General features: G+C 67.7%; 12 protein-coding genes and 1 pseudogene. 2 read left to right on the forward strand and 11 right to left on the reverse strand.

Annotated elements, in window-relative coordinates:
* The first annotated feature begins 121 nt into the window (after positions 1 to 121).
* Positions 122 to 1,348: a low temperature requirement protein A gene (locus tag VLI63_RS08250; protein ID WP_409156363.1), complete on the forward strand. Its 1,227-nt coding sequence runs from the start codon at positions 122 to 124 to the stop codon at positions 1,346 to 1,348.
* On the forward strand, positions 1,348 to 2,373 hold the full coding sequence (locus VLI63_RS08255; protein ID WP_409156364.1) for a Gfo/Idh/MocA family protein: 1,026 nt from the start codon (positions 1,348 to 1,350) through the stop codon (positions 2,371 to 2,373). Before VLI63_RS08250 ends, VLI63_RS08255 begins: the two co-directional genes overlap by 1 nt.
* 79 nt (positions 2,374 to 2,452) lie before the next feature.
* On the opposite strand, the gene VLI63_RS08260 is transcribed toward VLI63_RS08255, so the two are convergent.
* The 11 genes and pseudogenes from VLI63_RS08260 to rhaS all read right to left on the reverse strand — a co-directional run bounded on the left by VLI63_RS08260 (position 2,453) and on the right by rhaS (position 13,170).
* Positions 2,453 to 3,796, reverse strand: coding sequence for an alpha-hydroxy-acid oxidizing protein (locus VLI63_RS08260; protein ID WP_409156365.1), 1,344 nt, complete (start codon positions 3,794 to 3,796; stop codon positions 2,453 to 2,455).
* The gene (locus VLI63_RS08265; protein ID WP_409156366.1) at positions 3,793 to 4,725 is read right to left on the reverse strand and encodes an NAD(P)-dependent oxidoreductase; all 933 of its coding nucleotides are present in this window, start codon (positions 4,723 to 4,725) and stop codon (positions 3,793 to 3,795) included. The genes VLI63_RS08260 and VLI63_RS08265 overlap by 4 nt, the downstream gene beginning before the upstream one ends.
* Positions 4,722 to 5,411 carry a GntR family transcriptional regulator gene (locus VLI63_RS08270; RefSeq protein ID WP_409156367.1) on the reverse strand — a complete coding sequence of 230 codons (690 nt, stop codon included), beginning with the start codon at positions 5,409 to 5,411 and terminating at the stop codon, positions 4,722 to 4,724. Before VLI63_RS08270 ends, VLI63_RS08265 begins: the two co-directional genes overlap by 4 nt.
* Positions 5,412 to 5,483: 72 nt before the next feature.
* Complete coding sequence (locus tag VLI63_RS08275) at positions 5,484 to 5,789, reverse strand: hypothetical protein (RefSeq protein WP_409156368.1); 306 nt, start codon at positions 5,787 to 5,789, stop codon at positions 5,484 to 5,486.
* A gap of 41 nt (positions 5,790 to 5,830) precedes the next feature.
* A pseudogene (locus VLI63_RS08280) lies at positions 5,831 to 5,965 on the reverse strand (SDR family oxidoreductase); the annotation flags it as partial.
* A 24-nt stretch (positions 5,966 to 5,989) separates the two neighbouring features.
* Positions 5,990 to 6,829: a fumarylacetoacetate hydrolase family protein gene (locus VLI63_RS08285; protein WP_409156369.1), complete on the reverse strand. Its 840-nt coding sequence runs from the start codon at positions 6,827 to 6,829 to the stop codon at positions 5,990 to 5,992.
* Positions 6,830 to 6,894: 65 nt separating this feature from the next.
* Complete coding sequence (locus VLI63_RS08290; RefSeq protein ID WP_409156370.1) at positions 6,895 to 8,313, reverse strand: rhamnulokinase; 1,419 nt, start codon at positions 8,311 to 8,313, stop codon at positions 6,895 to 6,897.
* On the reverse strand, positions 8,310 to 10,346 hold the full coding sequence (locus VLI63_RS08295; protein ID WP_409156371.1) for a bifunctional aldolase/short-chain dehydrogenase: 2,037 nt from the start codon (positions 10,344 to 10,346) through the stop codon (positions 8,310 to 8,312). The genes VLI63_RS08290 and VLI63_RS08295 overlap by 4 nt, the downstream gene beginning before the upstream one ends.
* A 148-nt stretch (positions 10,347 to 10,494) precedes the next feature.
* The gene (rhaI, locus tag VLI63_RS08300; RefSeq protein ID WP_409156373.1) at positions 10,495 to 11,661 is read right to left on the reverse strand and encodes an L-rhamnose isomerase; all 1,167 of its coding nucleotides are present in this window, start codon (positions 11,659 to 11,661) and stop codon (positions 10,495 to 10,497) included.
* The gene (locus tag VLI63_RS08305; protein ID WP_409156374.1) at positions 11,658 to 12,032 is read right to left on the reverse strand and encodes an L-rhamnose mutarotase; all 375 of its coding nucleotides are present in this window, start codon (positions 12,030 to 12,032) and stop codon (positions 11,658 to 11,660) included. The genes rhaI and VLI63_RS08305 overlap by 4 nt, the downstream gene beginning before the upstream one ends.
* Before the next feature lie 85 nt (positions 12,033 to 12,117).
* On the reverse strand, positions 12,118 to 13,170 hold the full coding sequence (gene rhaS / locus VLI63_RS08310; protein WP_409156376.1) for a rhamnose ABC transporter substrate-binding protein: 1,053 nt from the start codon (positions 13,168 to 13,170) through the stop codon (positions 12,118 to 12,120).
* Positions 13,171 to 13,183 lie beyond the last annotated feature (13 nt).

Raw genomic sequence — 13,183 nt, forward strand, 5'->3', positions numbered from 1 at the left:
CGACTGTTCTGCTTTCGACGAGGATCGGCCGGGTCGAGCGAGGCCAGCCGCCTCGATCCGGGCCAGAAAGCGCCCGGCCGGTCCGCCGATCGGCCCGGTCGCCTGCTCCTAAGCTGTGGCCATGACTTCGGCTCCGCGCATCCGGATCCGCACCCGCATGTCGGGGCGCGACATCGACGAGGAGAATCGCGTCTCGAGCTCTCTCGAGTTGCTCTTCGACCTGACATTCGTTGTCGCGGTCGCCCAGATCGCACTGCAGCTGGCGCGCACCATCACCGCGGGAACCGCTCTGACGAACGGGGTGGGCCCCTATCTCATGGTGTTCTTCGCCATCTGGTGGGCCTGGCTCAACTTCACCTGGTTCGCCTCCGCATATGACACGGACGATCTGCCCTACCGGCTCACCACGATGGTGCAGATGGCCGGTGTCCTCGTGCTGGCGGCGGGGGTGCAGAGCGCGTTCGACAAACAGCAGTATCTCGGCATCACCCTCGGGTACTTCATCATGCGCGTGGGGCTCGTGGGACAGTGGGTGCGCGCCGGCATCGAGAATCCGGATGGCCGCCGCACCGCCTTCCGGTATGCCGGTGCCATCACCCTCGTGCAGCTCGGTTGGATCGCCCGGCTGCTGTTGCCCCCCGAGCTCGGAGCGCTGTCATTCATTCTGCTCGCTCTCGCCGACGTGAGCGTTCCCCTGTGGGCCGAGCGCACCGGTCTCACGCCGTGGCACCCGCATCACATCGCCGAACGCTACGGCCTCTTCACGATCATCCTGCTCGGGGAGTCGGTGTCGGCCGTGACCATCGCCGTGCAGAAGGCGCTGGATCTCTCGGGGGTGAGTGTTTCGCTCGTCGTCGTCGCCCTCGGCGGCCTCGTTCTGCTCTTCGGGCTCTGGTGGCTCTACTTTCTCGAACCCGCCGGCGAGGGGCTCGCGAGCCACCGCTCGAGGTCGTTCCTCTGGGGCTACGGACACTACCTCCTGTTCGCGGCGATCGCGGCGATCGGGGCATCCCTCGAGGTCGCGGTCGAGGCGGGCACGTATGAGGCCGGCACGCACGGGTCCGGCACGCACGCGGCCGTTTCGCCCCTGGTCGTCGGCTATGCGCTCGCGATTCCCGTCGCGCTGTTCTTCGTGCTGCTCTTCCTGCTTCATGCCGCGATCGAGGACCACGTGGCGACGCGTCCCCTCGGCCTCGCTGTGGCGGCGGCGATGGTGCTGCTGGTGCCGCTCGGAGCGCCCGCCTACGGGGTGCCGATGACCATCGTGCTCATCGCGCTGCTGACATCCGCGCTCACCGCGACGAGTATCGTCGACAATGTACGCCGAGCGGCCAGAGGGGCCCAGTGATGAATTACTTTCCCGCGTCGACCGCGACACCCCTGAGGGGCGGCCCGACCCTGCGCTGGGGGGTGCTCGCGCCCGGTCGAATCGCCGCCGACTTCGTCGAGACGCTGCACACAAACTCCGACCAGCGAATGCATGCGGTCGCGTCGCGCTCGTTCGAGCGGGCAGCGGCGTTCGGCGCCCGGTTCGGCATCGATCGGGTCTACGACCGCTACGAGCAGCTTGTGGCCGATCCGGGCATCGACATCGTCTATGTGGCCGCTCCGCACAGTGAGCATCGTGCGCTCGCGCTCCTTGCGATCGCCGCGGGCAAGCATGTGCTCGTCGAGAAGCCGATCGCCCTCACCGCCGCCGAGGCACGGGAGATCGCGGATGCCGCGCGCGCCGCCGGCGTTTTCGCCATGGAGGCGATGTGGGCGCGGTTCCTGCCCCAGACCACCGTGATCTCGGCCCTGCTCGCCGACGGGATGCTCGGCGAGATCGGACTCGTCGCCGCCGACTACGGTTCCATCTTCGACTTCGATCCGAAGAGCCGCGCCTTCGACCCGGCGCTCGGAGGCGGCGCGCTGCTCGACCTCGGCGTGTATCCCATCTGGTTCGCGCATTTCGTGCTCGGCCGCCCCAGCCGAGTGGTGGCGAGCGGATCGATCACCTCGACCGGGGTGGACGGCCAGGCCGCCATCCTGTTCAGCACGGCGGATGGCGCGGAAGCCCAGCTGAGCACGAGCATGACCGTCTCCACTCCCGTGCGTGCCACGGTGAGCGGCTCCCTCGCGAGCGTCGACATCGACGCGCCCTTCGTCGCGCCCGGAGGGTTCACCCTGTACCGGGACGGCAACGACGAACCGCTGCGGTGGGACGACCCCACGACCCTGCGCTGGCGTGACGGACTGGTGTGGCAGGCGACCGCGGCAGCGCAGCATGTCGCGGACGGGCTCACCGAGTCCCCGCTGCATCCGCTCGACGCCTCGATCGCGGTGCTCGAGACGATCGACGAGGCGCGGCGCCAGCTCGGGTTGCTCGCGTAGCTGGCCCTCGCGAGCGTTCCGCGCTGCCGAGTGACACGTGCGCGGGAACTTTCTTGCGCACGTGTCACTCGCGATTGCGTCAGCCGGCGATCGGCGACTTGCGCGGGCCGGCCTTGGGCGGCGAGGTCCGGGGCTTGGTGGCTGAGGACTTCGCTGCCGGCCGCGGAGCTGTCGCGGCGGGGATGCTGAGGGCGCGCGGCGCGAGACGCTCGAGTTGCGTGACGTGGGCGGGCGTCAGCTCGGCGAGGGAGGTGACTCCGAGGAGGCGCATCGTGCGCGCGATCTGATCGCCGAGGATCTCGATCATGCGATCGACGCCCTCGCGTCCGCCGGCCATGAGGCCGTAGAGGTACGCCCGGCCCACCAGCGTGAAGTCCGCGCCGAGGGCGATGGCCGCGACGATGTCGGCGCCCGACATGATGCCCGTGTCGAGGTGGACCTCGAGGTCCTTGCCGACCTCGCGGGCGACATCCGGAAGCAGGTGGAACGGGATCGGCGCGCGGTCGAGCTGCCGTCCCCCGTGGTTCGACAGGATGATGCCGTCGACGCCCATGGTCGCGAGGCGCTTCGCGTCGTCGAGGTTCTGGACTCCCTTGACCACGACCTTGCCCGGCCACTGGTCCTTGATCCAGGCCAGGTCGTCGAAGGTGACGGTGGGGTCGAACATGGTGTCGAGCAGCTCTCCGACGGTGCCCGACCAGCGGTCGAGGGAGGCGAAGGCGAGCGGCTCTGTGGTGAGGAAGTTGATCCACCACTCCGGCCGCGGGATCGCGTTGACGACGGTTCCGAGGGTCAGCTGCGGCGGGATCGAGAAGCCGTTTCGCTTGTCGCGCAGTCGTGCGCCGGCGACCGGCACATCCACGGTCACGAGAAGGGTGTCGAAACCGGCCTTCGCCGCCCGGTCGACGAGCGCCATCGAGCGGTCGCGGTCCTTCCACATGTACAGCTGGAACCAGTTGCGTCCGTTCGGGTTCGCGGCCTTCACATCCTCGATGGCGGAAGTGCCCATCGTCGACAGGGAGAAGGGGATGCCCGCGGCCGCGGCCGCACTGGCACCGGCGATCTCCCCCTCCGACTGCATCATCCGGGTGAAGCCGGTTGGCGCGATACCGAAGGGCAGCGCGGTCGGGCCGCCGAGCACCGTGGAGGAGGTGTCGACCACCGAGACATCCCGCAGGATCGACGGGTTGAACTGGATGTCCTCGAAGGCCTGGCGCGCGCGAGCCAGCGAGATCTCCGCCTCGGCGGCTCCCTCGGTGTAGTCGAAGGCCGCCTTGGGGGTGCGCTTCTGAGCGATCGCCCGGAGGTCGTGGATGGTCAGCGCCTTCTGCAGCCGGCGCTTCTTCGCGTTGAGCTCCGGGGTGGCGAAGTGCATGAGCGGCGCGAGGTCACGCACCTTCGGGAAGTGTCGTTCGAGTTTCATGTTCGTATCCTTGTGTCGACAACGATGTTCAGTGGTTCGTGATGGTCGTGAAGCCGGCGAATCTGCTCGCGCACGAGCGGATCGACGCGGCTCGGCATGCTCGAGATATTGCCCCCGATGTGCGGGGTGATGATCACTCCGGGCAGCGTCCACAGCGGGTGGTCCGCGGGGAGCGGTTCCGGCTCGACGACGTCGATTGCCGCGCGGATCGCGCCGGTCCGAGCCCGCTCGGTGAGGGCATCCGTGTCGACGATCGCGCCACGGGAGACGTTGACGAGCAGCGCGCCGGTCTTCATTCGGTCGAGGAAAGGCGCGTCGACCATATTCGTCGTCTCCGCGGTGAGCGGCACGGCGATCACGACGATGTCCGCGGCCGGGAGCAGGTCGGGGAGCTCGACGAGCGAGTGGATGGCGCCGCGCTCGTCGCTGCGTGCGGTGCGCGCCACGCGCGTGATGTCGACATCGAAGGGCGCGAGGCGCTTCTCGATCGCCGCACCGACCCCACCGACACCGACGATGAGCACAGCGCTTCCGAGCAGGCCCGGGTACCAGTTGCGCTTCCAGAGGCCGGCCGGCTGCGCGCGGGCCACGACATCCAGCCCGCGCTGGCTCTCGAGGATCAGGGCGACGGCGAGCTCCGCCGTCGGACCCTCGTGCACGCCAACCGCATTGCACCAGACGAGCCCTGCAGGGAGCGAACGCTCGACGGAGTCATACCCGAGTGCCTGGCTCTGGATGACCGACACCGGAGAGTCCGCGAGCTTGGGAAGAGCGGCCGCCGAGACCGAATACGGCATCACCACCAGGTCGACGGGATGGTCGAGCGGCGGGTCATCCGTCGTCCAGACCTCCAGCACGACATCATCTCCGACGCCGGGCGTGAGGCGGTCGAGCATTGTGGCATCGGGCACCGCGACGAAGACGGTCATTCGGAGGCTTCCCTGTCGTATTTCTGGAGGAGCCGGTCACGCGCTCCCTCGATGTGTTCGCGGGTGAGGCGGCTCGCCAGTGCGCCATCCCCTGCCGCCACCGCATCGAGGATGCCCTGATGCTGGAGGGCGACATCGGATGGCCGGATGAGCTGATGGGACTGCACCTGGCCGATGCACAGCTCGATCTCGCCCATCAGCAGGCCGTGCATCTTCGCAAGCCTCGGGCTGTGCTGCGCCAGGACGAGCTGCCGGTGGAAATCGAGGTCTGTTCGGGCGAGGGCGGCGCGATCGTCGGTGCGCACGTGCTCGAGCAGCTCTCGGTGCACAGCGAGCGCGGCGACGGGAACCACAGAGTCGGCCGCGAGGTGCTGCACGGCCGCCTCTTCGAGAATGGCGCGGTTGGAGTAGAGGTCCTGGATGTCGTCGCGGCTGAGCTCCGGAACCTGCGCGGCGTGGTGGGCACGCCTCGACAAGAGTCCTTCGCTGACGAGTCGTTCGAGGGCGGCTTTCGCCGTTGGGCGCGCCACGGAGTAGCGTTCGGCCACGGCGGTCTCGGTGAGGAGGGTGCCCGGGCGATCGACCACGGTGACGATGCTCTCGCGCAGTGCGTCATAGACGGCCTCTGGCAGCGAAGTCGTCTTGAGTGGGATTGCCTGCGGGGGGCGGTGCGAGGTCGACAACATTGTTAGACAAGTGTACGAGGGTGCGCGCAAGACGCGCAAGAGCCGGGAACACGGCCCGGGCTCACCGGGCAGTCACCGCAGTCGACCGCGCAGGAACGGAAGAAAGGGAGCCGTGTAGACGACCGCGGCCGGCCCATCCCCATCGACAGAGATCTCGGCTTCACCGAACCGCCACAGCCGATTGAAGAGGAAGACACCGACAACCGTCTCGCCCTCCGCCGCCACCATCCAGGTCCCCTTACCCCACTGTGACGGGTTGCCGCGGCCGTTGAGCACGACCGTCGGCTTCGGAAACCAACCGAGCCAATGCTTCTTCAGGGTGAGTTCGAACCGGCGGGTCTCGGCGGTCCCGAACGCTGAAGAGCCGGGGGCATCCATATCGCCAGCCTACGGCCGGGAGTGTGACGGAGCGGCGACTCCGGTCGTAGCCGCAGGTTCTGCAGGCCACCATCGACGGCTAGGCAGGCCCCGGTCGTCGAACCGCAGCGAGGGCTCGCCAGATAGGCCACCGCGTCTGCCACCTCAGCGCGGTCGACCAGGCGGCCGTGAGGCCTGTGTCGGCGCTGCGATGAGGGTGCTCAGACGAACAACTGTCGCTGACGTCCGAGGCCGTCGATCTCGATCTCGCAGACGTCGCCCGCCTTCAGATAGGGAAACCGCCCGGAGAGGGCGACACCCTCGGGGGTTCCGGTAAGCACGAGGTCCCCCGGTTCGAGGGTGAGGAACTGGCTCAGGTGCCAGATGATGTGGTCGACGTCGAAGATCAGGTCTGCAGTGGACGAATCCTGGCGCGGTTCGCCGTTCACCCAGCTTCGCAGCCGCATAGCGCGATAGTCGACCTCATCGGGCGTCACGAGCCAGGGACCTGTCGGGTTGAATCCCGGAGCCGACTTGCCTTTCGACCACTGGCCGCCCGACAGTTCGAGCTGGAACTCGCGCTCTGAGAGGTCGTTGGCCACGACGAAGCCGGCGATGTGGTCGATGCTGTCGGCGGGCGAGTCGAGATAGGACGCGCGCTTCGAGATCACGACCCCCAGCTCGACCTCCCAGTCGGTCTTCACGCTCTTGCGCGGGATCGTGATGTCATCGTTGGGCCCGACGACGGTGTTCGGCGTCTTGAGGAACATGATCGGGATGGTGGGAGGGAGCGATCCGCTCTCGGCTGCATGGGCCGCGTAATTCATGCCGATGCAGACGACGGCACTCGGTCGAACGATGGGCGATCCGATGCGTTCGCTGGTGATGTCGGTCTCCGGGAGGAGTCCCGCGTCGAAGGCTTCGCGCACGCGGTCCACACCGTCCGTCTCGAGGAATTGCCCGGTGATGTCGGCGGTGACGCTGCTGATGTCGTAGTAGGCCTGGCCGATGAGCACGAAAGGCCGCTCGTGGCCGACCGCTCCGATGCGGGCGAATTTCATGGGCGACCTTCTTCGGGGTGCAGCACTGACGTCTCGAACATTCGACGATCCTAACGTCGTGGGGCTCAGCGCACGGGGTCGTAGCGCTTCGGCGAGAAGGCGGATGCCACCAGCGACCGGAGCGCCTCGAGCGACCCGGTCACGAAACCTTGTGCCCGCGCCTGAATCAGCACATTCCCGATCGCCGTCGCCTCGACGGGACCGGCGAGCACGGGAAGTCCGCTCAGGTCGGCCGTCGCCTGGCAGAGCAGCTCGTTCTGAGATCCGCCCCCGACGATATGGATGACGTCGACACGAATCCCGGACAGCTCGGCGGCCGTCCGCACGGCATCCGAGAACGCGGAGGCGAGCGACTGGATGATGCAGCGCACGAACTCCGCACGGGACTGCGGCACGGGGCGGCCGTGCTCGGTGAGCCACTCCGCGATGCGCTCCGGCATGTCACCCGGAGTGAGGAAACGCGGGTCGTTGGCGTCGAACACGGCAACTTCGCTCGACACAGCGGCGGCCTGCGCGAGGAGTGCAGCGAGATCGATCGTCTCGCCCGAGCGTTCCCAGGTGCGAACCGACTCCGAGAGCAACCAGAGGCCCATGACGTTGTGGAGGTAGCGCACACGGCCGTCGACGCCGCCCTCGTTGGTGAAGTTGGCGAGGCGAGACGCCTCAGTGAGCACCGGGTGTTCGAGCTCGACACCGACGAGCCCCCAGGTGCCGCAGCTGATGTAGGCGAAGTTCGGCGTGGTGGCCGGGATCGCGACGACGGCCGACGCCGTGTCGTGGGAACCGACCGCGATGATGCCGAGGCTCTGCCGCATCCCGAGCTCGGTCGCGATCGACGGTAGGAGTTCGCCGACGCTCGCGCCGGGGGAGATCAGCGGCGGGAACAGTCCCGCGGGCAGGTCGAGCCGCGAGATGAGGATGTCGTTCCACTCGCCTGTCGTGATGTCGACGAGCCCGGTCGTCGAAGCGTTGGTGCGCTCCGCGAAGCTCTCACCCGTGAGCCAGAAATTGATCAGGTCCGGGATGAGCAGCAGCGAGTCTGCAAAACCGAGCAGGCCGGGTGCGCGCTCGGCTTCGAGCTGGTACAGGGTGTTGAACGGCAGGAACTGCAGGCCGTTCGCTGCATACAGCTCCTCCGCTGAGACCACAGAGTGCGTGGTCTCGACGGCGCCCGCGGTGCGCTCGTCACGGTAGTGGAATGGCGCGCCGAGCATCCGTCCGCCTCGCAGCAATGCGTAGTCGACGGCCCAGGAGTCGACCCCGGCGCTCGCGAGCCCGGGTTCCTCCCGCGCCGCGGCGCCGAGCCCGGCCGTCACGTTGCGGAACAGTCCGAGGATGTTCCAGTGCAGGCCATCCGGGGTGCGGACCGGGAGGTTCGGAAAGCGCGCGACCGGTCGAACACTGAGCTCGTTGTGTCCGACGTAGCCCAGCATGACCCGCCCGCTCGTCGCCCCGAGATCGACCGCCGCGACGGCCTCGGTCATCGCAGGAACGCGGCGGCGACGCCCGCGTCGACCGGGATGTGCAGGCCCGTGGTGTGGCTGAGGTCGCTCGTGCACAGAACGAACACCGCGTTGGCCACGTTCTCGGGCAGCACCTCGCGCTTCAGCAGCGTGCGCTGCGCGTAGTACTTGCCGAGCTCTTCCTCCGGAACGCCGTAGACCGCTGCGCGCTTCGCGCCCCAGCCTCCGGCGAAGATGCCGGATCCGCGCACGACGCCGTCGGGATTGATTCCGTTCACCTTCACGCCGTATTCGCCGAGTTCGGCGGCGAGAAGCCGCACCTGGTGGGCCTGGTCGGCCTTCGTGGCCGAGTAGGCGATGTTGTTGGGGCCTGCGAAGACCGAGTTCTTCGACGAGATGTAGATGATGTCCCCGCCGAGCTTCTGGTCGATCAACACCTTCGCGGCGGCGCGGGAGACCAGGAAGGAGCCCTTGGCCATCACGTCGTGCTGCAGGTCCCAGTCGGCGACGGTGGTCTCGAGCAGGCTCTTGGAGAGCGAGAGGCCCGCGTTGTTCACGACGAGGTCGAGCCCGCCGAACGCGAGCACCGCGGCATCCACGGCGGACTGCACCTGCAGCTCATCGGTCACGTTCGCCTGCACCCCGATCGCGACGTCTGTGCTGCCGATCTCGGCGGCGGCGGCCTGCGCCTTCTCGAGGTCGAGGTCGGCGATCACGACGCAGGCGCCCTCGGCGGCGAGACGGGTGGCGATGGCCTTGCCGATGCCGGATGCCGCCCCGGTGACGAGCGCGACTCGCGTCGCGAGGGGCTTGGCCTTCGGCATCCGCTGCAGCTTCGCCTCCTCGAGTGCCCAGTACTCGATGCGGAACTTCTCCGCCTCGTCGATCGGCGCGTAGGTGGAGATCGCCTCGGCGCCGCGCATCACGTTGATGGCGTTGATGTAGAACTCGCTCGCGACGCGGGCGGTCTGCTTATTGGCGCCGTAGCTGAACATGCCGATGCCGGGGACGAGCACCACGAGGGGGTCCGCGCCGCGGATCGCCGGGCTGCCCTCGACCGCGTTGCGGTCGTAGTACGCCTGGTAGTCGGCCCGGTACTCGTCGTGGAGTTCGTGCAGGCGCGCGAGCTGGTCTTCGAGGGACGCGGTCGGCGGCAGGTCGAGCAGCATCGGCTTGACCTTGGTGCGCAGGAAGTGGTCAGGGCAGCTGGTGCCGAGGGCGGCGAGGCGGGGGTGCTCTGATTGCTCGAGGAAGTCGAGCACGACCTGGGCGTCGGTGAAGTGACCGACCTGGGCGCGGTCGGTCGAGGCGAGGCCGCGCAGCGTCGGGGCGAGCGCGGCCGCGCGGGAAAGACGCTGGTCAGAGGGCAGTGCGCCGTAACCCTCCATGATGGTTCCCAGGGGATCGGCCCGGCCATTGTCGACGATGAAGCTCTCGGCGGTCTCGATGATCCAGAGCGAGTTGGCCTCGGCCTCCGCCGAGGTATCGCCCCACGCGGTGATGCCGTGGCCGCCGAGAATGCACCCGATGGCCGTTGGGTTGGCGTCTTTGATAGCAGCGATGTCGAGCCCGAGCTGCCAGCCCGGTCGGCGCCACTGCACCCAGACGACCTTCTCGCCGAACGCCTTAGCGGTGAGTTCCTCGCCGTCGGCGGAGGTCGCGAAGGCGATGCCGGAGTCGGGGTGGAGGTGGTCCACGTGGGCGGCATCCACCAGTCCGTGCATGGCGGTGTCGATCGAAGGTGCGGCGCCCCCCTTGCCGTGCAGTGTGTAGTCGAAGGCGGCGACCATCTCGTCTTCGCGGTCGACGCCGGGGTAGACGCTCTTGAGCGCGCGCAGGCGGTCGAGGCGCAGCACCGCGAGGCCGGACTCGGTGAGGGTGCCGAGGTCGCCGCCGGAGCCCTTCACCCAGAGCAACTCGACGGGCTCACCCGTCGCGGGGTCGACATCCGTTCCCTTGGCGGAGGTGTTTCCGCCCGCGTAGTTCGTGACCCGCGGGTCTGAGCCGAGTCGGTTGCTGCGGGCGATGAGCTCTGCGGCAGCGGGGTTGGTCATGTGGTGATCCTTCGGTCTGCGGTGAACTGGTCTGCGGTGAATCGGCGGTGGCGGGGGATACGCGCTGTCGTGAAGGCCGGATGCGCTCGCGGAGGGAGGCATGGCACCCTCCGCGACGTCGTAGGGCCGCCGCGAGAAAACACGCGCGTTACGCGCCCCAGGAGGCCTGCTGGCCGCCCACGCGGTCGGCGGCGATCTTCGCCTGGTACCCGGATGCCGCGTAGGCGGCCATCGGGTCCCCGGTGAGCCCGCGGGACTCGCGCCAGGCGGCGAGGTCGGCGCGCACGTCGTTGTAGAAGGCGTCCATGAGGATGCCGTTGGCGCCGAGCACATCGCCCGCGTCCTGCGCTGCAGTGAGCGCGACGGTGTCGACGAGCAGCGCGCGCGCCGTCATCTCCTGCACATTGAGCACGGAGCGGATCTGCCCGGGGATCTTGTCCTCGACGTTATGGCACTGGTCGAGCATGAACGCGACGCCGGAGTCGGTGCCGTATCCCCCGCCACGGATGACCTCGTAGAGGATGCGGAACAGCTGGAAGGGGTCCGCCGCCCCGACGATGAGGTCGTCATCGGCGTAGAAGCGCGAGTTGAAGTCGAACGAGCCGAGCTTGCCGAGGCGCAGGAGCTGCATGACGATGAACTCGATGTTGGTGCCCGGGGCGTGGTGTCCGGTGTCGAGGCAGACCAGCGCACGGTCTCCGAGTGCGGCGACTTGGGCATACGAGGTGCCCCAGTCCGGCACATCCGTGTGATAAAAAGCGGGCTCGAAGAACTTGTATTCGAGCACCATCCGCTGGGAATCGCCGATGCGGGCGTAGATGGCGGCGAGCGAATCCGCCAGGCGGTCCTGCCGGGCACGCAGGTCCTGCTGGCCCGGGTAGTTGGTGCCGTCGGCGAGCCAGATCTTGAGGTCACGCGAGCCGGTGGCATCCATGATGTCGATGCACTCGAAGTGGTGGTCGATGGCCTTCTGGCGGATCTTCGGGTCTGAGTGCGTCAGGGAACCGAACTTGTAGTCGTCGTCCTGGAAGGTGTTGGAGTTGACGGTGCCGAGGGCGACTCCGTGGTCGTTCGCGAAGGCGCCGAGGGCCGCGTAGTCATCCACCCGGTCCCACGGGATATGCAGTGCCACCGAGGGGGACAGTGCGGTGTATCGGTTGACCTGCGCGGCGTCGGCGATCTTCTCCTGCGGCGTGCGGGGCGTGCCGGGGGTGCCGAAGACCTTGAACCGGGTGCCGGAGTTGCCGAACGCCCAGGAGGGCAGCTCGATGGACTGCTGCGCGAGCAGCGGTTCGATGTCGGAGAAGGTTGTCATGATCGGTTCCCGTTCTGGTTGACGCCGTTCGTGCGAAGACTGGTGAGCTGGTCGTCGAGGTTGAAGACCTCGTCGAGTCGGTCGAAGCCCTGATCGGGGCGAGCGCCGTCGAGGTCCTCGAAGAAGTCCCCCATCTCGCGCTCCCAGTCGGCGGCGACCGTCGAGGCGTCGAGGTAGTCCTGGCTCGCGGCCAGGTCGTCGGTCTCGAAGTAGCCGATCAGCAGGCCATCCGGCCGCAGGAAGAGGGAGTAGTTGCGGCGGCCGGATGCCGCGATCTCGCGCAACATTTCGGGCCAGACGCGAGCGTGGCGCTCCGTGTATTCGTCGAGGCGCTCTGGCTTCACCCTGAGCTGGAAACAGATCCGGTCCATCGAACCCTCCTCGAGTCGAAATGGTCGTGCGGGGTGGTGCCGGGGCCGGCGGAACTGCTCCGCCGACCCCGGGACCCGTGGGTGCCTAGAAGTTGAACTTCGCGATGTTGCTCTTGTCGAACGTGTACGGGTCACCGAGCAGTACGGTGCCCTTGGCGCCGACCTTGAAGGTGCCGAGCTTGCCGGCCTTGAAGCTGTCGCCCTCCTTGCCGGTGATGGTGCCGTCGATCAGTGCCTTCGCCGCGTAGGAGGCGAGGTAGCCGAGGTCGGCCGGGTTCCACAGCGCGAACGCCGTGACGGTTCCGTCGTTGACGTAGTCGCGCATCTGGTTCGGGGTACCGAGGCCGGTCAGTGCGACCTTGCCCTTGAAGGCCGAGGTCGACAGGTAGCGGGCAGCAGCTGCGACGCCGACCGTGGTGGGCGAGATGATGCCCTTGAGGTTGGGGTGCGTCTGCAGCAGCGCCGCGGTCTTGTCGAACGAGGTCTGGTCATCGTCGTTTCCGTAAACGACATCGACGAGCTTCACGTTCGGGTGGTCGGCCGCGAGGTCCTTCTTCATCAGGTCGATCCAGGCATTCTGGTTCGCGGCGTTCGCCGTCGCCGAGAGGATCGCGATGTCGCCGGCGTCGCCGATTTCCTTGGTGATCAGATCCACCTCGATCTTGGCGATGCCGTCGGCTGTCGCCTGGTTGACGAAGATGTCGCGGTACTTCTCGTCGGTGTCCGCGTCGTAGGTGACGACCTTGACGCCGGCAGCCTTCGCCTGGGTGAGCGCGCTCCCGAGCGCGGTCGGGTCATTCGCGGACAGCACGATCGCCCCGACATTCTGCTGGGTGAGGGTGTTGATGTAGCTGACCTGGGCATCGGCGGCGGCCGTCGCCGGTCCGACCTCCGAGTAGGTCCCCGCGAACTCCTTGATCGCTGCCGCGCCGCCCTTGTCGGAGGTGTCGAAGTAGGCGTTACCCAGCTGCTTGGGCAGGAAGGTGATCTTGTAGTTCTTGGTGCCGGACGAACTTGAGGTGCCGGATCCGCCGGTGGCCGATGAGCAGCCGGTCGCGACGAGGGCGAGGGTGATGGCTGCCGCGGTGAGGGTTAGCGCGCGCGTGACGCCGCGCTTGCTGGATGTCTGAAACAACATCGTTGTTCTTCCT

This window comes from Lacisediminihabitans sp. H27-G8 (assembly GCF_046156175.1).
Taxonomy (GTDB): domain Bacteria; phylum Actinomycetota; class Actinomycetes; order Actinomycetales; family Microbacteriaceae; genus Lacisediminihabitans.

Bases quoted from the DNA above. Each gene is read 5' to 3' on its own strand.
- VLI63_RS08250 (WP_409156363.1), top strand. From the start codon at position 122: ATGACTTCGGCTCCGCGCATCCGGATCCGCACCCGCATGTCGGGGCGC.
- rhaI (WP_409156373.1), bottom strand. From the start codon at position 11,661: ATGACAACCTTCTCCGACATCGAACCGCTGCTCGCGCAGCAGTCCATC.
- rhaS (WP_409156376.1), bottom strand. From the start codon at position 13,170: ATGTTGTTTCAGACATCCAGCAAGCGCGGCGTCACGCGCGCGCTAACC.
- VLI63_RS08295 (WP_409156371.1), bottom strand. From the start codon at position 10,346: ATGACCAACCCCGCTGCCGCAGAGCTCATCGCCCGCAGCAACCGACTC.
- VLI63_RS08260 (WP_409156365.1), bottom strand. From the start codon at position 3,796: ATGAAACTCGAACGACACTTCCCGAAGGTGCGTGACCTCGCGCCGCTC.
- VLI63_RS08255 (WP_409156364.1), top strand. From the start codon at position 1,348: ATGAATTACTTTCCCGCGTCGACCGCGACACCCCTGAGGGGCGGCCCG.
- VLI63_RS08275 (WP_409156368.1), bottom strand. From the start codon at position 5,789: ATGGATGCCCCCGGCTCTTCAGCGTTCGGGACCGCCGAGACCCGCCGG.
- VLI63_RS08265 (WP_409156366.1), bottom strand. From the start codon at position 4,725: ATGACCGTCTTCGTCGCGGTGCCCGATGCCACAATGCTCGACCGCCTC.
- VLI63_RS08270 (WP_409156367.1), bottom strand. From the start codon at position 5,411: ATGTTGTCGACCTCGCACCGCCCCCCGCAGGCAATCCCACTCAAGACG.
- VLI63_RS08285 (WP_409156369.1), bottom strand. From the start codon at position 6,829: ATGAAATTCGCCCGCATCGGAGCGGTCGGCCACGAGCGGCCTTTCGTG.
- VLI63_RS08290 (WP_409156370.1), bottom strand. From the start codon at position 8,313: ATGACCGAGGCCGTCGCGGCGGTCGATCTCGGGGCGACGAGCGGGCGG.
- VLI63_RS08305 (WP_409156374.1), bottom strand. From the start codon at position 12,032: ATGGACCGGATCTGTTTCCAGCTCAGGGTGAAGCCAGAGCGCCTCGAC.